The organism is Streptomyces albofaciens JCM 4342 (genome assembly GCF_008634025.1).
Taxonomy (GTDB): Bacteria; Actinomycetota; Actinomycetes; order Streptomycetales; family Streptomycetaceae; genus Streptomyces; species Streptomyces albofaciens.
Map to the genome: position 1 here is coordinate 335128 of NZ_PDCM01000001.1, position 24895 is coordinate 360022.

At 69.9% G+C, this 24895-nt stretch carries 19 protein-coding genes; 8 read left to right on the forward strand and 11 right to left on the reverse strand.

What is annotated here, in order from left to right:
• Positions 1-59 precede the first annotated feature (59 nt).
• On the forward strand, positions 60-1823 hold the full coding sequence (aspS, locus tag CP973_RS01650; RefSeq protein ID WP_150236920.1) for an aspartate--tRNA ligase: 1764 nt from the start codon (positions 60-62) through the stop codon (positions 1821-1823).
• Positions 1824-1891: 68 nt separating this feature from the next.
• Complete coding sequence (locus CP973_RS01655; RefSeq protein ID WP_150236922.1) at positions 1892-2575, forward strand: Uma2 family endonuclease; 684 nt, start codon at positions 1892-1894, stop codon at positions 2573-2575.
• 72 nt (positions 2576-2647) lie between these two features.
• On the opposite strand, the gene metG is transcribed toward CP973_RS01655, so the two are convergent.
• The 8 genes from metG to CP973_RS01695 all read right to left on the reverse strand — a co-directional run bounded on the left by metG (position 2648) and on the right by CP973_RS01695 (position 15184).
• Complete coding sequence (gene metG / locus CP973_RS01660; protein WP_150236924.1) at positions 2648-4357, reverse strand: methionine--tRNA ligase; 1710 nt, start codon at positions 4355-4357, stop codon at positions 2648-2650.
• 172 nt (positions 4358-4529) lie between these two features.
• Positions 4530-5300 carry a class I SAM-dependent methyltransferase gene (locus CP973_RS01665; RefSeq protein ID WP_150236926.1) on the reverse strand — a complete coding sequence of 257 codons (771 nt, stop codon included), beginning with the start codon at positions 5298-5300 and terminating at the stop codon, positions 4530-4532.
• Between the two features lie 61 nt (positions 5301-5361).
• Positions 5362-6894 carry an MFS transporter gene (locus CP973_RS01670; protein WP_150236928.1) on the reverse strand — a complete coding sequence of 511 codons (1533 nt, stop codon included), beginning with the start codon at positions 6892-6894 and terminating at the stop codon, positions 5362-5364.
• A 278-nt stretch (positions 6895-7172) separates the two neighbouring features.
• Positions 7173-7559 (reverse strand): hypothetical protein, encoded by a 387-nt coding sequence (locus CP973_RS01675; protein WP_150236930.1) that lies wholly within the window; start codon positions 7557-7559, stop codon positions 7173-7175.
• Positions 7560-7584: 25 nt separating this feature from the next.
• The gene (locus tag CP973_RS41335; protein ID WP_150236932.1) at positions 7585-12378 is read right to left on the reverse strand and encodes a putative T7SS-secreted protein; all 4794 of its coding nucleotides are present in this window, start codon (positions 12376-12378) and stop codon (positions 7585-7587) included.
• Positions 12378-12995: a hypothetical protein gene (locus CP973_RS01685; RefSeq protein ID WP_150236934.1), complete on the reverse strand. Its 618-nt coding sequence runs from the start codon at positions 12993-12995 to the stop codon at positions 12378-12380. The genes CP973_RS41335 and CP973_RS01685 overlap by 1 nt, the downstream gene beginning before the upstream one ends.
• Positions 12992-13426 (reverse strand): SseB family protein, encoded by a 435-nt coding sequence (locus CP973_RS01690; protein ID WP_341874782.1) that lies wholly within the window; start codon positions 13424-13426, stop codon positions 12992-12994. Before CP973_RS01690 ends, CP973_RS01685 begins: the two co-directional genes overlap by 4 nt.
• A 288-nt stretch (positions 13427-13714) precedes the next feature.
• Positions 13715-15184, reverse strand: a complete 1470-nt coding sequence (locus tag CP973_RS01695; RefSeq protein ID WP_150236938.1) for a vWA domain-containing protein — start codon at positions 15182-15184, stop codon at positions 13715-13717.
• A 563-nt stretch (positions 15185-15747) separates the two neighbouring features.
• Here CP973_RS01695 and CP973_RS01700 point away from each other — a divergent pair.
• The 4 genes from CP973_RS01700 (at position 15748) to CP973_RS01715 (ending at position 19637) form a co-directional block, all read left to right on the forward strand.
• Positions 15748-17019, forward strand: a complete 1272-nt coding sequence (locus tag CP973_RS01700) for an alpha/beta hydrolase (protein WP_150236940.1) — start codon at positions 15748-15750, stop codon at positions 17017-17019.
• 277 nt (positions 17020-17296) lie between these two features.
• Positions 17297-17989, forward strand: a complete 693-nt coding sequence (locus CP973_RS01705) for an ABC transporter permease (RefSeq protein ID WP_150242988.1) — start codon at positions 17297-17299, stop codon at positions 17987-17989.
• Positions 17986-18660, forward strand: coding sequence for an ABC transporter permease (locus tag CP973_RS01710; RefSeq protein ID WP_150236942.1), 675 nt, complete (start codon positions 17986-17988; stop codon positions 18658-18660). Before CP973_RS01705 ends, CP973_RS01710 begins: the two co-directional genes overlap by 4 nt.
• Before the next feature lie 59 nt (positions 18661-18719).
• The gene (locus CP973_RS01715) at positions 18720-19637 is read left to right on the forward strand and encodes an ABC transporter substrate-binding protein (protein WP_150242990.1); all 918 of its coding nucleotides are present in this window, start codon (positions 18720-18722) and stop codon (positions 19635-19637) included.
• Positions 19638-19690: 53 nt separating this feature from the next.
• Here the strand turns inward: CP973_RS01715 and CP973_RS01720 are convergent, their stop codons facing one another.
• Positions 19691-20848, reverse strand: a complete 1158-nt coding sequence (locus CP973_RS01720) for an ABC transporter ATP-binding protein (protein ID WP_150236945.1) — start codon at positions 20846-20848, stop codon at positions 19691-19693.
• 73 nt (positions 20849-20921) lie between these two features.
• The gene (ligD, locus tag CP973_RS01725) at positions 20922-21857 is read right to left on the reverse strand and encodes a non-homologous end-joining DNA ligase (RefSeq protein WP_150236947.1); all 936 of its coding nucleotides are present in this window, start codon (positions 21855-21857) and stop codon (positions 20922-20924) included.
• Positions 21858-22316: 459 nt separating this feature from the next.
• Between ligD and CP973_RS01730 the strand changes: the two genes are divergently transcribed.
• Complete coding sequence (locus CP973_RS01730) at positions 22317-23213, forward strand: NADP-dependent oxidoreductase (protein ID WP_150236950.1); 897 nt, start codon at positions 22317-22319, stop codon at positions 23211-23213.
• Positions 23214-23249: 36 nt separating this feature from the next.
• On the opposite strand, the gene CP973_RS01735 is transcribed toward CP973_RS01730, so the two are convergent.
• Positions 23250-24404 carry a cation diffusion facilitator family transporter gene (locus CP973_RS01735; protein WP_150236952.1) on the reverse strand — a complete coding sequence of 385 codons (1155 nt, stop codon included), beginning with the start codon at positions 24402-24404 and terminating at the stop codon, positions 23250-23252.
• A gap of 200 nt (positions 24405-24604) precedes the next feature.
• Between CP973_RS01735 and CP973_RS01740 the strand changes: the two genes are divergently transcribed.
• Positions 24605-24823 (forward strand): hypothetical protein, encoded by a 219-nt coding sequence (locus CP973_RS01740; protein WP_150236953.1) that lies wholly within the window; start codon positions 24605-24607, stop codon positions 24821-24823.
• Positions 24824-24895 lie beyond the last annotated feature (72 nt).

Sequence of the window (24895 nt, forward strand, 5' to 3'; positions counted from 1 at the left end):
GACCGGTAACCTGGAGCAGTTAACTCTCACACTCCAACTTGCGACGACTTGGATGAGCGATGCATCGGTACCGGTCCCATAACTGTGGCGAGCTCCGAGCCGCGGACGTCGACACCGACGTCCGCCTCAGCGGCTGGCTGCACAACCGACGTGACCTGGGCGGCATCCTCTTCATCGATCTGCGCGACCACTACGGTCTGGTCCAGCTCGTCGCCCGCCCCGGTACCCCCGCCAACGAGGCGCTGTCGTCCCTGACCAAGGAGACCGTCGTCCGTATCGACGGCAAGGTCAGCGCGCGCGGCGCGGACAACGTCAACCCCGACCTGCCCACCGGCGAGATCGAGGTCGAGGTCACCGAGGTCGAGGTGCTCGGCGCCGCCGAGCAGATCCCCTTCACGATCAACACCGAGGACGGCGTCAACGAGGAGAAGCGCCTCGAATACCGCTTCCTCGACCTGCGCCGCGAGCGCATGCACCGCAACCTGATGCTGCGCACCGCCGTCATCTCCGCCATCCGGCACAAGATGACCGCGCTCGGCTTCAACGAGATGGCGACGCCGATCCTGTCCGCGACCTCCCCCGAGGGCGCCCGCGACTTCCTCGTCCCGTCCCGCCTGCACGCCGGCAAGTTCTACGCGCTGCCGCAGGCCCCCCAGCAGTTCAAGCAGCTGCTGATGATCGCGGGCTTCGACCGCTACTTCCAGATCGCGCCCTGCTTCCGCGACGAGGACGCCCGCGCGGACCGCTCGCCGGGCGAGTTCTACCAGCTCGACGTCGAGATGAGCTTCGTCGAGCAGGAGGACGTCTTCGGCCCGATCGAGCAGCTGATGACCGAGCTGTTCACCGAGTTCGGCGGCGGCCGCACGGTCACCTCGCCGTTCCCGCGCATCCCGTTCCGCGAGGCGATGCTCAAGTACGGCTCCGACAAGCCGGACCTGCGCGCCGAGCTGGAGCTGGTCGACGTCTCGTCGGTCTTCGCCGGCTCCGGTTTCAAGGCGTTCGCCGACAAGCACGTCCGCGCCCTGGCCGTACCGGACACCGCCGACCAGCCGCGCAAGTTCTTCGACCAGATGGGTGACTTCGCCGTCCAGCAGGGCGCGAAGGGCCTGGCCTGGGTCCGCGTCGGCGAGGAGAACGCCCTCACCGGCCCGATCGCCAAGTTCCTCACCGAGAACGACGTGAAGGCGCTGGTCGAGGCCCTGGACCTGAAGCCCGGCTCGGCCGTCTTCTTCGGCGCCGGCGAGTTCGACGAGGTCTCCAAGATCATGGGCGCGGTCCGCGTCGAGGCGGCCAAGCGCACCGGCCACTTCGTCGAGGACGAGTTCCGCTTCTGCTGGATCGTCGACTTCCCGATGTTCGAGAAGGACGAGGACACCGGCAAGATCGAGTTCTCCCACAACCCGTTCTCCATGCCGCAGGGCGGCCTGGAGGCGCTGGAGACCAAGGACCCGCTGGACATCCTCGCCTGGCAGTACGACATCGTCTGCAACGGCGTCGAGCTGTCCTCCGGCGCCATCCGCAACCACGAGCCCGAGGTCATGTACAAGGCCTTCGAGATCGCCGGTTACTCGAAGGAGACCGTCGAGGCCGAGTTCGGCGGCATGCTCCGCGCCTTCAAGTTCGGCGCCCCGCCGCACGGCGGCATCGCCCCCGGCGTCGACCGCATCGTCATGCTCCTCGCCGACGAGCCCAACATCCGCGAGACCATCGCCTTCCCGCTCAACGGCAACGCGCAGGACCTGCTGATGGGCGCGCCGACCGAGGTCGACGAGTCGCGGCTGAAGGAGCTGCACCTGTCGATCCGGAAGCCCCAGGTGAAGTAGTTCGTTCGTACGTGTGAAGGGCCCGCGATCCTATGATCGCGGGCCCTTTCGCGTGCCACGCTCCGGGCATGGCGAAAACCGGAGTGGCTTCGGCGGCGGAGGGGGAGGGCGTACGGTGCAACGCACCATCGGTCCCGGAGGAGCCCGACGTGGGCGTCCTCAAGGCGCACGCGAGTGTCCTCAGCCAGGAGCAGTTCGAAGAGCTGGCTCACCTTGGTCTGCGTGTGGAAGAGGCGCTGCGATTGGAACTGATCAACGGGAGGATCCGGGAGAAGCCCATACCGGACGGCGATCACGCGGAGATCATCGCGTGGTTGACGCGTCTGTGCACCCAGATCGATGCAGGGTGGTGGCTTCACGTGGGGCAGGGCCTGCGGGTCGAGAAGTACCGCAAGGGCAATGCCCGCCCCGACGGCTGCCTCGCATCGAGCGATGCCTTCGTCGGCCAGGGTGAGTGGGCGGATGCCGAGGGAGTGCTCATGGCCGTCGAGGTCACTTCCCGTGACTACGACACCAATCGCCGGGACCGCGAGGAGAAGCCCAAGGCGTACGCCGAGGCCGGCATCCCCGTCTACCTGATCGTCGACCCCAACGACGCCACCTGGCATGTGCTCCAGCTCGACGGCCGCCACTACGTCGAGACCGCGAAGGGCATCTTCGGCCAGGAGATCCCCATGCCCGAACCCATGGGCTTCACGGTACGGACGGCGGGCTGGCACCCGTACGGCGGGACCGGCGGTACGTCCGCGTAGGCGCCGCCCCGCATGCCGAGGGCCCAGAACCGGTCACCGGTTCCGGGCCCCCGCCCTACGTCATCGGCCGGTCTACTCCGCCGCCCCGAACCGCTCCCGGTACGCCTCCAGGTCGTCCTCCGTGATCTTCGCGAAGAGCACCGGCGGCACGGTGAACGCCGTGCCGGCCGGGACCGAGGCCAGTGCGCGGGCCTCGTCCGCCGTGACCCAGGCGGCCGTGTCGCCGTCCAGCGCGAACGCGCCGCGCATGGCCTTCGCGGCGCCCGGGATGAACGGCTCCGAGACGATCGCGTACAGGTGGATGAGGTTCATCGCGGTGCGCAGCGTCAGCGCCGCCGCTTCCTGGTCGGTCTTGATCTCCAGCCAGGGGGCCTTCTCCTCCAGGTAGGAGTTGCCCGCGCTCCACAGCGCGCGCAGGGCCGCGGCCGCCTTGCGGAACTGGAGGGCCTCCATGTGGCTCTCGTACTCCGCCAGCAGCTCGGCGATCTGCTCGCCCAGCTTCCGCTCGGCCTCACCGGCCGCCGCGCCCGCCGGCACCTCGTCGCCGAAGCGCTTGCGGGAGAAGGACAGCACCCGGTTGACGAAGTTGCCCAGCGTGTCCGCCAGGTCCTTGTTGACCGAGGAGGAGAACAGCTCCCAGGTGAAGGAGGTGTCGTCGGACTCCGGGGCGTTGGCCATCAGGAAGTAGCGCCAGTAGTCGGCGGGCAGCAGCTCCAGCGCCGCGTCGGTGAAGATGCCGCGCTGCTGCGAGGTGGAGAACTTGCCGCCGTAGTACGTCAGCCAGTTGAACGCCTTGAGGAAGTCGACCTTCTTCCAGGGCTCGCGGGTGCCGAGCTGGGTGGCCGGGAACATCACCGAGTGGAACGGGACGTTGTCCTTGGCCATGAACTCCGTGTAGCGCACGTCGTCGGCCTCGTACCACCACGACTTCCAGTCGCGGTTCGCCGGGTCGGCGTCCGCCCACTCCTTCGTCGAGCCGATGTACTCGATCGGCGCGTCGAACCACACGTAGAAGACCTTGCCCTCGGCGGCCAGCTCCGGCCACACGTCGCCCGGCACCGGCACGCCCCAGTCGAGGTCGCGGGTGATCGCGCGGTCGTGCAGGCCCTCGGTCAGCCACTTGCGGGCGATGGAGGAGGCCAGCGTCGGCCACTCGTCGCCCGCCTCGTCGATGAACTTCTCGACCTCGCCCTGGAGCTTGGACTGGAGCAGGAAGAGGTGCTTGGTCTCACGCACCTCCAGGTCACTGCTGCCGCTGATCGCCGAACGCGCGTCGATCAGGTCGGTCGGGTCCAGGACGCGGGTGCAGTTCTCGCACTGGTCGCCGCGGGCCTTGTCGTAACCGCAGTGCGGGCACGTGCCCACGATGTAGCGGTCCGGCAGGAAGCGGTCGTCGGCGATCGAGAAGACCTGGCGGATGGCCCGCTCCTCGATGAAGCCGTTCTCGTGCAGCTTGCGCGCGAAGTGCTGGGTCAGCTCCACGTTCTGCTGCGAGGAGCTGCGCCCGAAGTGGTCGAACCGCAGGTGGAAGCCGTCGTAGACCGCCTTCTGCGCGTCGTGCTGCTCGGCGCAGAACGCGTCGACCGACTGGCCGGCGTCCTTCGCGGCCAGCTCGGCGGGGGTGCCGTGCTCGTCCGTGGCACAGATGTAGAGCACCTCGTGCCCGCGCTGGCGCATATAGCGCGCGTACACGTCGGCCGGGAGCATGGACCCCACCATGTTGCCCAGGTGCTTGATCCCGTTGATGTACGGAAGGGCGCTGGTGATGAGGTGTCGAGCCATTGCCGGCTGCTCCCAAGTCGCTACGGTGAGTGAGGTTTTGTTCTACGGAACGTCAATATCGTACTGGACCGGTGTCCGGCCGCCGCGCCCGGTTTTCCGCGTCCCGTACGTCCCTTGATCGTTCCGGGCCGGCGGTCAGGGCTCACGGGGCGTTCAGGGCTTTACGGGGCCGTTAGGGCTTACGGGCCACGACCAGCCCCCAGGCGGGGCTGCCGTCGGGGCGCCGGGCGGCACCCTGTACCGGCACCACTTCCACGCCGAACCCGGCCGCGCGCAGGTCGGCGCGTACGGCCCCCAGCGACGAAGTCCGGTAGTACATGACGAACGGCGGACGCCACAGCGCGTTCCGCACGCGCATCACCGCGTCGAAACCGAGCAGCGTCCAGTAGAGCGCGGAGCGCGGGGGCGGCGGCGCGGCGATCGGGAAGGCGAAGATCCCGCCGGGACGCAGGGCCCGGTGGACACCGGCGAAGACGGCGGCACGCTCGGCGGGCAGGAAGTGGCCGAGGGCGCCGAAGGTGACGGCGAGGTCGAAGGCGGTGGTGAAGGGGAGGGTGCGGGCGTCGGCGCGGATGTATGTGACGGTGGGGGTGCCGCTGTGCCCGTACGCCACGGCAGGGCCGCTCGTACGGCCGTACTCCGCCTCCTGGGCCTCCGCGAGCATCCCCGCGCTGAAGTCGACGCCGACGACCCGCTCCCGGCACAGGGACCGCAGTACGCCGATGCCCGCGCCCGTGCCGCAGCAGACGTCGAGCCCCGCCCCGAACCGTCCCTCGGACGGGCCGAGACCACACAGCGCCTCGGCCGTCGCGTCGAGGATCCGGCCGGGGGTGCGGAACGGTGTGTGATCGAACTTCGGGGCCAGCAAGTCGTAGCCGCGCTCCACGGAGGAGAGGGCCTGCGCGGTCAGCTCGCGGAGCGTGGGGCCCTGGGGAGAGAACACGGGGTCAGCGTACTGAGCCGTCGGTGCTGCCGCAGCGGTACGCGGAGCGCGTCCCGTGTACCTACGGGACCTCGGCGCCTTCCCCCTCCCCATGCTTGGGCGCCTTCCCATTCACCAGTACGCCCGCGACGACCGCCGCCAGCAGCATGATCCCCGCGCCCCACCCGATGGCCACCGTGAACCCGTGCACGACGCCGTCCTTCACGACCCCGTCCCGCGCGGCGGGCGTCAGGCGCCCGCCCGCTTCCCGTGCCGCGCGCGCCAGATGACTCCCGATGTACGTCGCACTCGCCGACGTGGCGATCGTGTTCAGCAGCGCCGTACCGATGGAACCGCCCACCTGCTGAGCCGTATTGACGGTCGCCGACGTGACGCCCGAATCCTGCGGCGCCACCCCGGCCGTGGCCGTCGCCATCACCGGCATGAAGATCAGGCCCATTCCCAGCCCGACCAGAATCTCCGACGGGAGCACATGCGATACGTACGCGGGCTCGGCCGTCAGCGTCGTCAGCCAGGCGAGCCCGGCCGCCGCCAGTACGGCACCCGGCACCATCAGCACCCGTGGCGGGATGTGGTGCAGCAGCCGCGCGGATATCTGCGTCGATCCGACGATGATCGCCGCCGTGATCGGCAGAAACGCCATGCCGGTCTTCACCGGCGAATACCCCAGTACCACCTGGAGGTAGTACGTCATGAACAAGAACATCCCGAACATGGCGACGACCGCCAGCGCCATGGTCAGAAACGCACCCGCGCGATTCCGGTTCCGCACGATGTGCAGCGGCAACAACGGGTGCCGGGCCCGGCTCTGCCACCATCCGAAGACGACCAGCAGCGCGGCCCCGCCCACCAGCATCCCCAGCACCAGCCCGTCGTTCCACCCCCGCGGCTGCGCCTCGCTGCACCCGTAAACAATGGCGACCAGCCCACCACAGCCGAGGAGCACGCCCGGTACGTCCAGTCTGGCCGCCCCGCCATGCCCGCGCCGATCGTGCAGAAACACCGAAGCGCCGGCTATCGCTATGAGGGCGATCGGCACGTTCACGTACAGACACCAGCGCCAGTCCAGATACTCGGTCAGCAGCCCGCCCGCTATCAGCCCGATGGCCGACCCGCCACCCGCGATGGCACCGTAAATCCCGAACGCCTTCCCCCGTTCCTTCCCGTCCGTGAACGTCGTCGTCAGCAACGACAGCGCGGCCGGCGCCAGCAACGCCCCGAAAGCCCCCTGCAATGCCCGCGCCCCGAACAGCATCCCCTGCCCGGTGGCCGCCCCACCCAGCGCCGAAGCGACCGCAAACCCCACCAGCCCGGTGACGAACGCCCGCTTCCGCCCCACCAGATCGGCAATCCGCCCACCCAGCAACAACAACCCGCCGAACGCGAGCGTGTACGCGGTGATGACCCACTGCCGATTGGCATCCGACATGCCCAACTCCCGCTGCGCGGAAGGCAGGGCAATATTCACAATCGTCGCGTCCAGCACAACCATCAACTGCGCCAACGCAATGACAACGAGCCCCCACCACCGCCGAGGATCAGGCTCCCCCGCGGCCTCCACCCGCCCCTGCGTCCGACTCTGGCTCTGGCTCATGAGGACCTGCCTTCGCCGTGGTCAACGGTCAGCGGTCACCCGCCAAGGAGCGCCGCAGCCTCAATCCAGCGTAGGCGCCGCCCCGCGACCTCGCGCGTCGGCCGGCTGCGCTTCGCTTATTGCCCGATCGGCACCCTGATTCCTCTTGGCCTGGGTGGACTTCTCTTGCGCCAGGCGACCATTGCTCGTTTCAGAACGATCGGCTAGCCAGTACCAGGTGTTTCATGATGCCGGGAACGTGTCGATAGCGGTTAGTTTGACGTGCTGGCGTGTATGGGCTAAAAAAAATCCCCCGCGTCGCTGATGTTTTGCACGATGCTCACCATGTCGGCATGGGCCGCCATGCAAAATGATTGGTCAGAGGCCTCTATGGCGGCGGCAGTCTCGCTGAACCTCCTGCCGCTGACTTGTTGTTCGGTGATCAGCCGTGTGGGGCAGATGAGCCAGTTTTTTCTTGAGGTGTCGAAAGTCCATTCGATGTTCTTTGGGGGCGAGGTACAAATGGCGGCGATAATTTCCCTCTTTTTCTCTGTGCGTTCATGGTAGCGCCAGGCTGCATAGGGAACTTGAAGGTTCCCGCGTGAATCTCTTCCGCCTGAGACCTTGGACCATTCTAGAAGGCCCAGCGTTGAGACCCCCTGCAAGATTTCTTTCGATGTGATCACTGATCGACCGGAAGCGTGTTCATGTTCACCAGAGGGGGCCATCGTAACCTCCGTCTTTCATGATTATTTTCTTTCCCGGGTTCGAGTGGCGCAATGCCCGCTTGAAGTCGCCCAGGGGGACGGGGTCGGTTCCAAGTTCCGGGTCGTACACGTACTTTCCGTCTGTGTATACGTCATGATAGATGAAGTTTTCGTGTCGAACTCCTTGGGTCCAGTTCTGTGGCACGGCGAACTCTTCCCTTGAAGGAGTCGTGAAGTTCACGATTTTCCCATGGCCTCCGGATCGTCGCAGAATGTACTCGGCAAGTTCGGAGCAATCGACGTTGCCACCCACAGGCGCAGACCTCATGGCCTCTATCGCTGGTTGGTGTGGCGGGTGATCCGGGTGCGGCGGTCGAAAGTCGTAGGTGCCTCGTCCTCCGCCCGTTGGGGTGCAAGGCATCAAGCCGAGCGGGTCGACCCAGGAACTCGGATTGTGCACGTACCCGACTGGGTCGGGGCCGGGCTCAAGCCCGAGGGGATCCTGGGACATGTAACGGCCAGAACCTGGGTCGTAGTAGCGATGAAAGTTGTAGTGAAGCAGGGATTCGGAGTCGAAGTACTGCCCCGGGAAGCGCAACGGCGTGTACGCCGTAGCGTCTGTATTCCAGGTGGTGGTACCCCAAAGGGTGGGGCGGGACCGCCACGCGACCTCTCCCGATTCGGATACCAACTCGGTCGGAGCGCCGACCAGGTCCGTAACGATGTTGAAGAAGCGCTCGTCAATAACCCGTTGAGAGGCAAAAGCCAGGTCGGTCGTAGTGAGTTTGCGCTCCGTTTGGGTCAGGGGGGTCAGGCCCTGGTGGTCCCAGGTGAGGGTTAGGGACTGGGGGGAGTCCGGAGTGGTGGTGGATTGTTCGGTGAGGGTGGGGCCGTCCCAGGTGAAGTGGGTGGATTCGACGGGGGTGGTGCCGTCGGGGGAGAGGCGGTGTTTGGCGGTGCGGCGGCCCAGGGGGTCGTAGGTGTAGCGCCATGTGGTGCCGTCGGGGGTGGTGACGGCGGTGAGGCGGTCTTCCGCGTTCCAGGTGTAGTGCCAGGTGTCCGGCTTGCGGGAGAGGCGGGTTTTCTGGCAGAGGGTTACGCGGCCCAGGGCGTCGTGTTCGTAGCGGATGGAGCCGGCGCGGGTGATGCGGGTGCCGGTGTAGGTGCGGGGGCCTTGGGCGGAAGCGCCGGCGTGTTCGGCGGGCCAGGTGGCGTGGGTCTGGTTGCCGGACTCGTCGTAGGCGTAGGTCTCCGACCAGTCGGCGGCGGTGACGGCTGTGACGCGGCCCGCGCGGTCGAGGTCGAAGGTGCGGTGGCCTCGGGCGGAGTCGTCGATGCCGGTGAGGTTGCCGTCGGGGCGATAGGTGTAGGTGCGGGAGAGGAGGGGGGCCGGGGGCTGGGGCGCCGTACCGGTGGTCGTGGCCCCCAGTGACTGGGCGGTCAGGCGGCCGGTGGGGTCCCAGGCCTGGGTGAGAGTGAGGGCGTCGGAGAGGTGGCGGGCGATTTCGCGGCCGGCGGCGTCGTGGTCGAAGGCGATCGGGTGGCCGGAGGCCGACATGTGGGTGCGGTTGCCGGCGGCGTCGTAGGTGTAGGTGGTGGTGGCGCCGGTGGGTGTGGTGCGGGACGTGCGGCGGCCGAGGACGTCGTAGGTGAGGGACAGCGTGCGGCCGTTGACGGTTTCGGTGAGCACGCGGCCGAGGGCGTCGCGGGTGTAGGTGACGGTCGCGTCGGGGTTGGTGGTGCGGAGGAGGCGACCGGCGGTGTCGTACTCGTAGGTGGTGACGAGGCCCGCGGCGTTCTTCTCGGCGAGCGCGCCGAGGGGGGTGTGGGTGTAGGTGGTGGTCTGGCCGAGTGCGTCCGTGCGGGTGGTCAGTTGGCCGGCGGCGTCGTGCGTGTAGGTGAGGACGCGGTCGTCGAAGTCGGTCTCGGAGGTCAGGCGGCCGGCGGAGTCGTAAGCATAGGTCCAGGTCAGGCCTTGTGGGTTGGTTACCTGGGTGAGGCGTAGTTCGGTGTCGTGGGTGAAGGTGTGGCGGGTGCCGTCCGGGTCGGTGCGGGCGGCGAGCAGGTCGAAGTGGGTGTATTCGAAGCGGGTGACCTGACCGATGGCGTCGGTGTGGGAGGTGCGGTTGCCCTCGCCGTCGTACGTCCAGTGTTCGGCGGCCCCGGTCGGGTCGATGCGGGTGGCGAGCTGGCCTTCGACGGTCCAGACGAAGTGGGTGGTTTCGCCGAGGGGGTCGGTGATGGAGGTGATGCGGCCGAACGCGTCGCGCCGGTAGTGGGTGCGGGCGCCGAGCGGGTCGGTGGTGGAGAGCGGCAGGCCCGCTTCGTTGCAGTAGAGGCGGGTGGTGTTGCCGAGGGCGTCGGTGACGGAGGAGAGGTGGCCTCGGGTGTCGTACGCGTAGTGCGTGGTGGCGCCGGCGGGGTCGGTGGAAGAGGTGCGGTTGCCACCGAGGTCGTAGGTGTGGGTCCAGGTGGCACCGTCCGGGCCGGTCGTGGTCAGGGGCCGGCCACGGTCGTCGTACGTGGTCGTGGTGCGGCTGCCGTCGGGGAGGGTGATCTCCGTGGGGCGGCCTTCGTCGTCGTACGTGAAGAGGGTCGTGCGGCCGAGCGGATCGGTCACGGACAGCACGCGGTGCTTGGCGTCGCGGACCGTGCGGGTCGTGGCACCGGTCGGGTCGGTCGTGGCGACGATCTGGTGGCGGTCGTTGACGAGGTGGCGAGTGACCTGGTCGTGGGAGTTGTGGTGCAGGTTGGTGCGCAGGCCCGTGTCGGGGTCGGGGTCGCCCCAGGTGAAGTGCGCCCGTAGGTGTCCTTCGGTGCCGCTCTGCCAGATGCAGCGGTGCCGGTCGTCGTAGGCGTAGCTGTACGAGCTGTTGTTGGTGTCCGTCCAGGAGGTGATCCGGTCTGCGTCGTCGTAGGTGAAGCGGAGCGGTAGGCCGGTGGAGTTGGTGACCGTGGTGAGGTTGCCGGACTCGTCGTAGCCGTACCGGCGGATGAGCTGGTCGCCGCCGTCGGGGGCCGCTCCCGCCAGGTGGAGGGCGGTGATGCGGCCCGCTTCGGTGGTGAGGAGGAGGCGGTAGCCCGCGCTGTGGGTGATGGCGGTGGGCGTGCCGGTTTCGTCGTAGTCGAAGGTGTGGCGGTTGCCGCGGCGGTCGGATATTTCGTCGAGTACGGCTGTGTCGTCGCTGTACGTGGTGAAGTACCAGCGCGTGCCGCCGGCCGGGTCGGTGAGGACGTAGTCGCCGTCCGGGGTGCGTTCGAGCGGGTGGCCCTCTCCCTCGACGGGCAGGGTGGGGACGCCGACGGCCGGGTGCGGGTAGGCGAGGAGGTCGCCCTCCTCGCCTATGAGGACCACGCCTTCGGCGTCGATCTCCAGGCGCTGGTCGACGGTGCTCATCCAGGTGGGCCCGAACCAGCGGCCCGTCCGGTAGGACGACTCGAACGTACGGGTGAAGGTGAGCGGGAAGCTGCCGGGCAGGGTGATGTCGGTCTGCGGCAGGATCATGCGGCCGGTGGCCATGTCGATCGGGTCGCTGCCGAAGGTCTTGCACCAGGCGCGGCGGGCGCGGTCGCGCAGGGTGCTCTTGCCGCCGTCCTTGAGGGCGGCGCGCGCGGTGTCCTTGGCGGCGCCTTTCGCGCCGGCCTTGAGGACCCCCTTGGCCAGGCCGCTTGTCCCCTTGGCCCCCACGAGGTTGACGATCAGTGAGCCGGCCGCGTCCGCCGGGTCGCTTCCCCAGCCCGTGCCCAGCAGGGCCTTGGGCAGCCGCTCGGGGTGCGCGACCGTGGTGCTGAGCCCCATGAGCGTCGTGGTCACGTTGGACGCGTACTGCCAGGGGTGGGTGATGTTGTACGGGTCGTACGGGTTGACCGTACGGACCAGCTTCACCGTTTCGGACGCGGCCCGGAGCGCGCCGCCTGCCAGGTGGGTCAGCTGGATGCCACCGGACACCACACCGTCCGACAGGTCGGAAAGGACCCGGTCGGTGAACCTGGGCTCCTTCGGAGCGTGGGCCAGCGCCTGGCTGATGGCGTGCTGGGCCCGCTCCGCGGCCTCGTCGCGCTGGTGGCGTGCGCTTTTGAGCAGTTCTTCGGCGGCCTTGCGCCCTTCGGCGCCGGGGTCGGTGAAGGCGCCCGGCTTCTGGGGCTTCTGGCCCGGATCGGAGTTGTTCTCCAGGGCGGAGTTGTACGCGTCCACCTTGGCGTTGTACGAGTCGACCTGGGCCTTGTAGGCGTCAATGGCCTTCTTCGTGGCGTCCTGGGCGGCCTTGTACTTGTGGATGGCCGTCTCGGCCTTGCTCTGCGCCCAGGAAACCGTCTCTCCGTAGGCGTGCAGGGCCTTGCCGGCCGCCTCGCAGGCATCCGCCGCCTGCATCCACTGCTTCGGGTGGGCGTCGAACTTTTCGTGGAAGCTGTCCGCCGCCTTGCCCTCCCAGCCGCCCGAGTCCAGCTTGCGCAGGCCCTGGCCGACCCGTTCGAAGGCGGCGGAGAAGTCCTTGAGGTGCGAGGACGCTTCGTTGATTGCTCCGGCGTCGCCGTGGATCAGGTCCTTGGGGTTCTCGGACTCCCCCAGGTTGCGTTCGTCGACATGGGCTCCGAGGCTGTCGGCGAGCCCCTCGCCCGCGGACCGGACCTTGTCGGCCGCGCCGTCCGCGCCGAGCGTGTCCAGCGCGTCGGCGGTCTTGTCGGTGACGAACTCGACGCCTTCGCCGAACTTCTCCGCGGCGCCGTCGATGATGTCGCCGCCCTTGTCGGCCAGCGAGTTGACGGTGTTCACCAGGCCGTCGAAAACGCCCCCCATCAGCCTTCACCCCCGGCGTCCTGTGCTTCCTGCGGCTTGCTCCTGCCGATGCCCGCCGCCCGGAAGGCCAGGTTGTGCTCGGCGTCACCGGCCCAGCGGGACGTGGACCAGTCCTCCTTCGTCTGCTCCCACGTCTGCCGCACCCGCTCCGCGGCAGCCTTCGAGTCGGCCGAGTTCGGGTTGTAGTCGGCGTCCCTCACCTGCGTGAGCGGGTTGTCGGAGAGAACCTGGCCCCAGGTCTTGTCCTTGAGCTCTTCGGCGGTCAGGGTCGGATTCCCCAGAGCCGCGTTGGACGCCACCTTCAGTTGGCCGGAAACGTATTGTTCCTGCTCGTGGTAAAGGCCGGCCGACAGGTCGAGGCGGCGGGCGAAGGAATTGGCTTCGTGCACCAGGGCCCGTACGCCCCAGGTCCAGCGCTCGCAGAAGGTCTCGAAAGTCGACGCCAGTTCGGCATGTCCGGCTTCCATTCCGGACAGTTGGATCTTCTCGAATCCGTGGCCGAGTTGTGCCTCGCTGTCGAAGCCCAGCTCCTTGAGTTCGGAGATGGTGTCGTTGATGCCTTTGCTGACCTGCTTGAGGGCGTCTTGGTCGAGCTTGTAGCCGTCGCCCGCGCTCATATCCGCTCACCGCCCGGCTGGGCGCCGGTGGCGGTGTCGCGCTGCGGTGCTGCGGCGCTCACCTCGGGAGCCTCGCCGTCCTCCTCGGTGCGGACGGCTACGGCGTCGGGCACGATGCCGGCGGCCGGCGGGAACAGCATGCCCTGCTCGCTGCCCGCGTCCAGGGCGACACCGGCCGGCCCCTCGATGGCCGGTATGACGACATCGAGCAGGCGGGCACCGAGGGCGGAGACGTACTGCCACTCGCTCTGCGGGGTGCTTCCTCTGGAGAGCGCGAACCTGTTGAGGGCTTCCTCGTCCGTGAATGCGTACAGCCAGCGGATACCGCCCATTTCGGCGGACATGAGCCCATCGTTGTCGATGGGCACCAAGACGCTCGTACGGCGGAATTCCCCGACGAGTGCCGCCGGGTCGCCTTCGTACGCGTACATACTGGCAATTTCGTCGGTCAATGGCATAGCTGGCCCCCACCCCCGTGCGGTCAATGCCGTAACACTCTTACACATGGCACTGACAATGGGCCTGAGCCCCGGGAGAACCGTCTGACCCGGTGTTGTGATGAAGAATTCAACAACGGGGAACGTGCCGGACACGTCGTCGGCCGCGGCGGGCCGGGGCGGCCCGCCGCGGCCGGTGGGTGGAGCTGTGAGGTGCTGGAGAGGCGGGGAGGCGGGGAGTCGGGGAGGCGGGGAGGCGAGGGAGGTGAGGGAGGCCGGGAGTCAGTCGGGGAGGATGCCGGCTTTGCGGGCCTCGGTGAGCCAGGTGGGGAACTCGGTCATGAGCTGCTGGTAGAGGTCCGCGTCGGCGACGGCGCGGGGGTCGCGGCCGGCGTGGAAGAAGCCCGCGTTGTCGATGACGCGCTTCTCCGGGACGGCCAGTTCGTCCAGCTTGCGGAGGAAGTCGAAGCCCTTGGCGTCCGGGTCGCCGAAGCCGACGAACTGCCAGAAGATGGGCAGCTTCGCGGCCTCGCAGAGGGCCTTCTCGGCGGCCGGCTTCGAGGTGGGGGCTCCGTCGGTCTGGAAGATGACGAAGGCCGGGTCGGTGGCGCCGGACTTCTCGTAGTGCTCGATGACGGCGTTGATGGCCCAGTGGTAGTTCGTGCGGCCCATGTGACCGAGGCCCGCGTGCAACTCCTCGATGCGGCCCTCGTAGTTGGCCAGATCCAGTTCGGCGGTGCCGTCGACGTCGGTGGAGAAGAAGACCACCGGCACGGTGCCGTCGTCGTCGAGGTTGGCGGACAGGCCGAGGGCCTGTTCGGCGAGGTGCTGGACCGTGCCGTCCTTGTAGTAGTTGCGCATCGAGCCGGAGCGGTCGAGTACGAGGTAGACGGCCGCGCGCTGAGTGGCCAGCCCCTGCTTTTCGAGGGAGACCCGGGCCGCCTTGTAGAGGCTGACGAGGCCGGGGGCCTGGGACTCGACCTTGGTGAGGGAGATGGCGGTCGCGGGGGCTTCAGGCACGGGTTCCGGTCGGGGGGCGGATTCCGGCTGAGAGGAGGCGTCCGGCTGGGGCGTGGCTTCGGGCTGAAGCGTGTTCTCGGGCTGGGGCGTGGCTTCCGGCTTCGGCTCGGTCTTGGCCGCGGCATCCGGCTCCGCCTTGGTGACGGGGGCCGGCTCCGCCTTTGTGACCGGCGTCGGCTCCGCCTCGGGTTCCCGGGTTGGCTCCGCCTTGGCCGCGGCCTCAGGTTTGGCCGTGGCCTTCGGCTCCGCCTCGACTACGGGCTCCGGCTTGGTCACGGCCTCCGGCTTGGTCACGGCCTCCGGCTCCACCTTGCCCGCGGCCTCCACCTTGCCCGCGGCCTCCGGCTTGCCCGCAACCTCCGGCTCCGCCTCGACCACGGCCTCGACCTTGCCCGCGTCCCCAGCCTCGGCATCCGGCTCCGCCTTCCCCGGCGTCTTCGGGTTGTCGAACGCCTGGGAGACGAGGTCGGACGCCGAGTCCTCGGGGGCGGGGGCGGCGTCCGGGGTGGTGGCCTGGGTGGGGAGGGAGGGGGATGGGGTGTCGGTGGGGGCGGTGCGGGCGGTGGGGACGGCGGGGTCACGGGGGGCGGCGGGCTCCGGGGTGGCCTCTTCGCGGGCCTCCGGGATCGTGGCCGCTTCCGGCGTCCGCGTGCCGCTCGCCGCCTCGTTCGATTCCTCGCGGGCCGCCTTGGAGCGACCGAAAGCGTTGCGCAGCAGACTCCGAATGCCCATCGGCGAACCTCTCTAGCGTGTGTACGGTGCGGCGAATGTCCGAGAAGCGCGGACATGTCCCTGACCAGGCCGGACACGTAAGGGTAGCCGCCTGGCCCGGTCCCATCGTGGGACCCCGCGCGTCTCGCGGCACGCCCCGTTCGGGTGTTTTGCGGTGCGGAGTGGTGTGGGGGCGGGGTGTTTGTCGGGTGGGGGTGTGATGGGGGTGCGGTGGGTGGGGTGGGTGCGTGGTCGTGGGGGCGTGTGGGGGAGAGCGTATGTGCGCCGGTTGGATGTGCGAAGCGGGGAACGGAAATTGGGACGCCGATGTCCGGGCGTCCGCCCTGTTCGGATCCGTTCGGTGCCTGTGGGCCCGGCCTTCCCCGTCCCGTTCGCGTCCGTTCGGCGCCCGTGGGCCCGGTCTTTCCCGCCCTGTTCGCGTCCGCTCGGCGCCCATGGCCCCTCCGCCCCCTCCGCCCCGTTCGCCCTCCGTCCGGTGACCATAGCCCCGGCCGCCCGTTGACCCTGGCGGCGGTTCGGGAGGGGCAGGCAACCCTCGTACGGGTGACGGGAGATGTGGGCGAATGGGGCTGACCAGTCAGTCGCTCGAAGTCGTGGTGGCCATGCTGGCGGTGGCCTGTGTGGGCCTCACGGTGTGGCAGTGGCCGCGGCTGTCCGGACGCGGGGTGCTGCCCGTGCTGGGCAGGCTCGGGTCCGTCCTCGTCACGCAGGTGGCGGTGCTGTGTTCGCTCGCGCTCGCCGTGAACTCCAGCTTCGCGTTCTACAGCAGCTGGGACGAGCTGCTGGGCAACACCGACGAGGCTCCGGTGGCGGTCGGCAAGGGCGGTGGCGGTCCGCGGTACGCCGATGCCGGCAGTCTGCGGGGCGGTCTGGTCCAGCCGGCCGGGCCGCAGGGCTTGGACCGGGTGAGCGGGCTGCCGAAGGGGGCACCGGACAAGGTCGGCAAGGTGGAGTCCGTACGGATCGTGGGGCGCCGCACCCGCGTCATCAACCCGGCCTTCGTCTACCTGCCGCCGCAGTACTTCCAGCACCAGTACCGCCGCCAGCGCTTCCCCGTCTCCGTCGTCATCAGCGGCTACCCGGGCGGCATCATGAACCTCGCCCAGCACCTCCGCATCCCGCAGACCGCGGGTGAGCTGATCGAGGGGGGCCGGATGCAGCCGACCGTCCTGGTGATGGTCCGGCCCACGATCGCGCCGCCGCGCGACACCGAGTGCGTGGACGTGCCGGGCGGGCCGCAGGCCGAGTCGTTCTTCACGCGCGATCTGCCGGAGGCCGTCAAGGCGGCGTACCGGGTGGGGCACGACCCCAGCGCGTGGGGCGCGTTCGGCTATTCGTCCGGCGGTACGTGTTCGCTGCTGCTGGCCCTGCGCAACCCCGGCGTCTACACCTCGGCCGTATCGCTGTCCGGTGATTACGCGGTGAAGGACGACCTGACGACCGGGAGCCTGTTCGGCAGCGGGGCCGCGGCCGCGCAGCGCGAGCGCGAGCACGATCTGCTGTGGCGGCTGCGGAACCGGCCCGTGCCGCAGATCTCCGCGCTGGTGGCCAGCAGCCGTCTGGGTGAGCCGAACTACCGCGACACCCTGCGGTTCATCCAGGCCGCGAGGCCCCCGATGACGATCGACTCGATCATCCTGCCGCGCGGCAGCCACCAGTTCTCGACGTGGCGGCGGGAGGTGGCGCCGGCACTGGAATGGCAGGGGCGGCAGCTGACGTTCCCGCAGGACGTGGAGTCGGCGCACGCACGGCCCAAGCGGCCGGGGGCGGGGGCGGTGCCGCCCCCGTCGGCCACGGCACCCGCGTCTCCCGGAGGGCCTTCGGGCACCGGGTAAGGCCGTCGGCTGGAGAAGATGCCCCGAACCCCACCCGTCCGGCCCACCCGGCGCGACACCCGCCCCTCCACCGCGGTGAACTTCTACCGTGACCGCCACTCCGGAAATCGTGACCACTGCTCCGGATCTCCTGACCACCGCTCCGGAAACCGTGACCACTGCTCCGGATCTCCTGACCGCCGCTCCGGAAACCGTGACCACCGCTCCGGGTCTCGTGACCGCCACTCCGGATCTCCTGACCACCGCTCCGGAAACCGTGGCCGCCCCTCCGGCCACCATGACCGCCGCTCCGGCTACCGCGACCGCCCCTCCGGACGACTGCCTGGCCCGCAACGACTGGATCTGCGGCGACTACCTCGCCACCCGCCGCCACATCCTCCTCGACGCCGTCCTCCAGCACCTGCACCTCACCGTGGTCTCCGTGCTGCTCGGTCTGGTGATCGCGCTGCCGCTGGCACTGGTCGCGCGCCGGTGGCGGTGGGCCGTGGGGCCCGTACTGGGCCTGACCACCGTGCTCTACACCATCCCGTCGCTGGCGATGTTCTCGCTGCTGCTGCCGCTGTACGGGCTGTCCGCCACGCTCGTGATCGTGGGCCTTGCGCTGTACTCGCTCACCCTCCTCGTACGGAACATCCTCGCGGGCCTGGCGGGCGTACCGGAGGAGGCGAAGGAAGCCGCCCGCGGCATGGGGTACGGGCCGCTGCGGCAGCTGCTGGCCGTCGAACTGCCGCTGGCGGTGCCCGCCGCGATGGCCGGGCTGCGCATCGCCACCGTCTCGGCCGTCGCGCTGACCACGATCGGCGCGATCGTCGGCCACGGCGGGCTGGGCAACCTGATCTACGCGGGCATGAACGCGTACTTCAAGGCACAGGTGCTGACGGCGTCCGTCCTGTGCGTCGTCATCGCCGTCGCCTTCGATCTGCTGCTGCTCGGCTTGGAGCGGCTGCTGACGCCGTGGCGGCGCGCATGAGCACCCTCGGCGAGGTGTGGACCTGGCTCGGTACGGGCGCGAACTGGGCCGGTGAGAACGGCGTGTGGCACCGGCTCGTGGAACACGTGTCGCTGACCGTCGGCTGTCTGTCCGCCTCGTGCCTGATCGCGCTGCCCGTCGCCGTCACCCTCGGGCACCTCGGCCGCGGCGGCGCGCTGGCCGTCAACCTCGCGAACGTCGGCCGCGCCGTACCCACCTTCGCGGTGCTGGTGCTCCTCCTGCTCACGCCGCTCGGGCGGCACGGGGACTGGCCGACGTTCATCGCGCTGGTGCTGTTCGCGCTGCCGCCGCTGCTGACCAACGCGTACGTCGGCATGCGGGGGGTGGACCGGAACGTGGTGGAGGCGGCGCGCGGGATGGGCATGTCCGGCAGGCAGCTGGTGTGGCGGGTCGAGGTGCCGTTGGCGCTGCCGTTGATGCTGACGGGCGTACGGATCGCGGCGGTGCAGCTGGTCGCGACGGCGACGCTGGCCGCGCTGGTCGGCGGGGGCGGGCTCGGCCGGATCATCACCGCGGGGTTCAACCTGGCGAGCACGCCGCAGGTGGTCGCGGGGGCGGTGATCGTGGCGGTGTTCGCGCTCTTGCTGGAGGCGGTGTTCGAGGTGGCGCAGCGGCTGGGTCCGGCGTGGGTGCGAGGACGGGCACGGTGAGCGGGCGGGGTGGTGCCTCGGCGGCGACGCTCCGGCGCGCGCGCCGGAGCGCTCACCTCATGGCGCTGGTGGCGCTGGCCCTCACCGGCTGCGCCACCGGCCCCTCCCTGGAGAACCGCGGCCAGGTCACCGCGGCGCCCGGTGACAGCCGCCACCTCTCCATCGGCTCGGCAGGCTTCACCGAGAGCGAGCTGCTGGCCCAGATGTACGCGGTGCTGCTCCGCAAGGCCGGTTACGAGGCCGACATCCTGACCGTCGGGAACCGGGAGCTGTACGAACCGTCCCTGGAGAGCGGTCAGATCGACGTCGTACCGGAGTACGCGGCGACCTTCGCCGACTGGCTGAACGCCAAGACCAAGGGGGCGGACGCCGACCCGGTCGCGTCACCGGATCTCGACACGACCATGCGGGTGCTGCGGAGCCTGGCCACGCCGCGCGGACTCACGGTGCTGCCGCCGGGCCGGGCCGTCGACCAGAACGCGTTCGCCGTGGCCGCCTCGTACGCGAAGGAGCACCGCCTGAAGACGCTCAGCGACCTCGGGCGCGCGAAGCTTCCGGTACGGCTGGCGGCGGGTGACGAGTGCGTCCAGCGGCCGTTCTGCGCGCCGGGCCTGAAGCGTACGTACGGGATCGACATCACGGCCGTCGACCCGAAGGGCGTCGGCACCACGCCCGCCAAGCAGGCCGTACAGAACGGGCAGGACCAGATGGTGCTCACGACCAGCACGGACGCGACGGTGGAGCAGTTCGGGCTGGTCTTCCTGGAGGACGACAAGAAGCTCCAGAACGCGGACTACCTCGTCCCGGTGGTCAACCGGGCCCGCGCGGGCAGTGCGCGGGTCGCCGGCGCGCTGGGCAAGCTCAACTCCGTACTGACGACGGAGGACCTGACCGATCTCAACCGGCGGGTGGACAGCTGGCGGCGGCTGCCGGAGGACGTGGCGCGGGACTATCTGCGGAAGAAGGGGCTGCTGTAGTCCCGGGGCGAATGCCCTTACCCGCGCGCCCGGCCCGGTCCGGCCCGCCCACCTCACTCCGTGGGCACCGAGTCCACCTCCGTCTCCTCGCGCGGCAGCCCCTGCTCGTCCGCCCCGATCGTGCGCCGCAGGGCCTCGTGCAGCTTGGCCGGGGTCAGGACGCCCAGGAAACGGGTGCCGTCCACCACCGCGATCCAGCCCGCGTCGTACTTGAGCATCTCGCTGAAGGCGTCCTTCAGGGAGCCGCTCACCGGTACCCAGGCCTCCATCCGGCGCGCATGCGCCGAAACGTTCCCCCGCGCACCGGACATCTCCTCCGTGCCCACCCAGCCGTGCAGCCCGCCCTCCTCGTCCAGGACGACGGCCCAGCGCGCGCCCTCCGCGCGCAGCCGGTCCGCAGCCCGGGCGGCCGGTTCGCCGAGGCGGGCGAACGGCGGGTGTTCCAGGTCGCCGGGGTCGATGCCGGTGACCACGAGCTGCTTCAGCGCCCGGTCGCTGCCGACGAACTCGGCGACGTACGGGGAGGCGGGCGCGCCCAGCACGCTCGCCGGCGTGTCGTACTGCTCGATCCGGCCCTGTCCGTAGACCGCGATCCGGTCGCCCAGCCGGACCGCCTCCTCGATGTCGTGGGTGACCAGCAGCACCGTCTTGTGCAGCGTCGCCTGGAGCCGCAGGAACTCCTTCTGGAGCCGGTCGCGGACGACCGGGTCCACCGCGCCGAACGGCTCGTCCATCAGCAGGACGGGCGGATCGGCGGCCAGCGCGCGGGCCACGCCGACGCGCTGCCGCTCGCCGCCGGACAGCTGTTCCGGATAGCGCGGCCCGTGCACGGCGGGGTCCAGGCCGACCAGCTCCAGGAGTTCGGCGGCGCGGTTCCTGGACTGCTTGCGCGGCCGGCCGAGCAGGTGGAGCACGGTGGCGGTGTTGTCGAGGACGGTGCGGTGCGGGAAGAGGCCGGTCTGCTGGATGACGTAGCCGATGCGGCGGCGCAGGCGTACGGGGTCGGTCGTCGCGATGTCCCGGTCCTCGACGAAGATCCGTCCGCTGGTCGGGTCGATGAGCCGGTTGACCATCTTCATGGTCGTCGTCTTGCCGCAGCCGGACGGACCGACCAGCGTCACCAGCTCGCCCTCGGCCACCTCGAAGGAGAGGTCGTCCACGGCGGTGGTGCCGTCCGGGTAGCGCTTGGTGACGGACTCGAACCGGATCATTGGACCATTGAAGCCCGCGGCCACGGGACGGTCGCTTTATGCGGGCAAACGGGCTCTCCCCAGGGGGCGGCCCTTATTCCGCCAAGTCCTCCAGCCGCTCCCGCGCGGCCCGTACCGACCGCCCGCGCCACGACAGCCCCGACCACGGATCGGAAGCGGAAAGGCGGTCCGGAATGGTGGCCACCGTCCACCGCCGGGCCGTCAGGTCCGGGTCGTCCAGTTCCTCGCGGGTGATCGGGGTGGCCACCGGCGCGCCCGGCTTGGCCCGTACGGAATAGGGCGCCACCGCCGTCTGCGCGTACGCGTTGCGCTGCACGTCCAGGTAGACGCGGCCCTTGCGCTCGGCCTTGCGCTGTTCGGTGGTGAGCCGGTCCGGGTGGCGCCGGGCGAGGAGTCCGGCGGCGAGGTGCGCGAAGTCGCGTACGGAATCGAAGTCGGAGCCCCCGTCCAGCGGCGCGATGACGTGCAGGCCGCGCGAGCCGGTCGTCATCAGGCGGGCGGGCAGCTTCAGCTCGTCCCACAGCTCGCAGACGCGGTGGGCGGCCCACCGGACGTCCTCGAAGTCCGCGCCCTCCGCCGGGTCGAGGTCGAAGATCAGCAGGTCGGGGTGGTCGGGTCGGTGTTCGCGGGAGAGCCAGCGGTGGACCGTGACGCTGGCCTGGTCGGCGAGGTAGACGAGGGTCGCCGGGTCGTCGCACACGACGTGGGTGACCGTGCCGCCTTCCTTGGACTGCTCCGAACGCCGTACCCATTCGGGGAAGTAGTCGGGCGCGTTCTTCTGCATCAGGGGCCTGCCGCCGATGCCGTCGGGGTACCGCTCCATCATCAGCGGACGGTCACGCAGCTGGGGGACCGCGCGCCGGGCGACCGCCTTGTAGTGGTCGGCCAGGTCGCCCTTGGTGATCCCGTCGTCCGGGAAGAGGACCTTGCCGGGCCGGCTGACCGTGACCGTGCGCCGCCCCGCCTTGATGGTGCGGGTGTCGTCCGCGCCGCCGCTCTTGCCGCTCATATCGGGGACGGGTAACCGGAGGGGGCGCGCGGCAAACGCGGGGCGGCGCGGGGGGCGGGTGGCATCCGCGCGGCCTTCGTGCGGCCCCGGTGCGGCATCCATGCGGCATCCATGCGGCATCCATGCGGCATTCGTGCGATGTAGGCCGTACGGGGGCGCGGCGCGGACCGTACGCGGCTCCGGCGGGGGCCGTACGAGTTGCTTCCGGCGCACCGGCCTTGTCCTGCCCGATACGCCCGCTTCGCGTGCTTACGATCCTGAGGGCTGTCGTCTCCCGGCGTCGTTTCACCCGAAGGCGGGCCACGACAGGCGTCACGTTGACGGCGGCCCTTGCCCTGCCATCGGCCGGGAGGGTGGCTCGCACGGGCGGACACGGGCGGACCAGGGCGGACACGGGCGGAAGGGAACGCGACGATGAAAGCCGTAGCAGTCAGCGCATTCGGCGAACAGCCTCGGCTCATGGAGCTGCCGGAGCCACAGCCCGGCCCCGGCGAGGTCCTGGTGCGGATGTCCGCCGCCGGGGTCAACCCGGTCGACTGGAAGATCGCCGACGGCCTCCTCAAGGACACCGCGCAGCACTCCTTCCCGCTCGTCCTGGGCTCGGACGGTGCGGGCGAGGTGGTCGCCGTCGGCACCGGCGTGCGCCGCCTGGCGGTGGGGGACGCGGTGTTCGGGCAGTTCCAGCGGCCGGAGCGGGGCGGCGGCTCGTACGCGCAGTACGCGGTGGCCGACGAGCGGGCGGTGGCGGGCGCGGCGCGCGCCGTCACGTACGCGACCTCCGCCGCCGTGCCCACCGCCGGCACGACCGCCTACAACCTGGTGGAGGAGACCCGGATCGGCGAGGGCAAGCGCGTCCTGATCGTCGGCGGGACCGGCGGCGTCGGCATCTTCGCCACCCAGCTCGCGGCCGGCCGGGGCGCGGAGGTGATCGCCACCGCCCGGGACGGCCTGGCCGACCTGCTGACCGGTCTGGGCGCGGCGGAGACGGTGGACCACACGGTGGGCCCGGTGGCCGACCAGGTGCTGGCGGCCCATCCGGACGGCGTGGACGTGCTGCTCGACCTGGTCGGCGGCCCGGCCGCGTTCGGTGAGATGACCCGGACCGTACGGGACGGCGGGACGGCCGTCTCCACCGTCGGGGCCGCCGACGCGGACGTGCTGACCGACCACAACCTGCGCGGCTTCAACTTCCACAACCGGCCCTCGCCGCAGCTGCTGGAGATCCTGGCCGGGCAGCTGGACGCGGGACGGCTGACGGTGGTCATCAGCGACGAGGTCGCCCTGGAGGACGCGCCCGAGGCCCTGGAGGCCAGCCGTACGGGGCATACGCAGGGGAAGACGGTCATCGGCTTCTGACGGACGGCGCCGGGCCTCTCCCCGGCTCGGCATCCCTCAGTGATCGTGCGGCCCCGGCCGGTGGACCGGCCCGTGGGTGTCCTCGCAGTGCGGGGGGACGAGCGCCGCGTCGTCCGGCCCGGCCGCTATGTGCAGCACCTCGCCGGGCAGCGGCTGCTCGCCCACGTGGTCGACCTGGAGGGTGGCGTGGGTGATGCCGTACTTCCGGCTCAGCAGGTCGTGCAGATTGCGGCGTACGGCGTGGCAGTCGCCGCCCGGCGCCACCAGGATGTGCGCGGACAGGGCCGGCTCGCCGGACGTGATCTCCCAGATGTGCAGGTCGTGGACCTCCACCACCTGGTCCGCCTCGACGAGGTGATCGCCCAGCGCGTCCGGGTCCACACCGTTCGGCGCGGCCTCCATGAAGATCCGGCCCGACTCGCGTACGAGGCCGGTGCCCGCCCGCAGCATCAGCGCGACCACGACCAGCGAGGCGATGGCATCGGCCCGCGCGAAGCCGGTGACCAGCACCACCGCGCCGGCGACGGCGGTGGCGATGAAGCCGAACAGGTCGGTCAGGATGTGCTGGTAGGCGCCTTCGACGTTCAGGCTGCTGCGGTTGGCCTTGGAGATGCACCAGGCGGCCACCACGTTGACGACGATCCCGGCGAGCGCGGTGATCACGACCAGTCCGCCGGTGACCTCGGGCGGCTCCACGAGGCGGGCGACGGCCTCGTAACCGAGCCAGAGGGACAGCACGAGCAGGGTGATGCCGTTGGCCTGCGCGGACAGGATCTCGGCGCGCTTGAGCCCGTACGTGTAGCCGCCGCGCGCGGGCCGGGCGGCCAGCCGCATCGCGACCAGGGCCAGCACGATCGAGGCCGCGTCGGTGAGCATGTGGGCCGCGTCGGAGATCAGCGCCAGGGAGCGCGCCAGAAAGCCGATCACCACCTCCACGGCCATGAACGCGGCGATCAGCACCAGCGCGGCCCGCAGCCAGCGGCGGTCGGCGTCGGGGGAGAGGGCGTGGGAGTGGCCGCCGGGCCCGTGGGAGTGGCCTTTGTGGTCGTGGCCGTGCGAATGGTCGTGGCCGTGCGAGTCGTCGTGGCCGTGCGAGTGGTCCCGGCCGTCCGTATGGGCGGGGGCCGGGCCGTGTGCGGTGGGCGGCGGGTGTCCGGAGGTGGTGGCGTCGGCGTGGGCGTGCTCGGTCATGGGCGCGCTCCTTCCCTGGGGCGTCCGAAAGGACGTGCGCAAGGAAGCAAACCGCACTTCGCCGCTAGATCCAAAGGCTGCACCGGTGACCGTTGTCATTACCGTCGGACGGCGCATTGTTGCTGGTCAGGGAGGCGTTCCAACAGATGGGCGGCGGCCGCGGATCGCGCGGCCGCCGCCCTTCGAACGATTACTGGCCCATGCGCGGCTACGTCGGTATGCAGATGCGCGCGGAGGTGCTTTCAGCGGGTATGGCGGTGGCCATCGTGCTGTGGGAAGCGTGCTGGGGCTTCGCCATCGCGGGCGAAACCGTAGCCGTGCTCAGTGCCAAGGCGGCGACGGCACCGAAGAGTGCCAAGGTGACGATGCGCCGGGCGAGAAAGATGCTCACGTTCTGTGATCCCAGTGAACTCGTGTGATCGGCAAACGCAGCGATCTGAACACGCCCGGAAGCGGGATGGCAATAGTCCTTCTGTAACGGTGATCTAGCC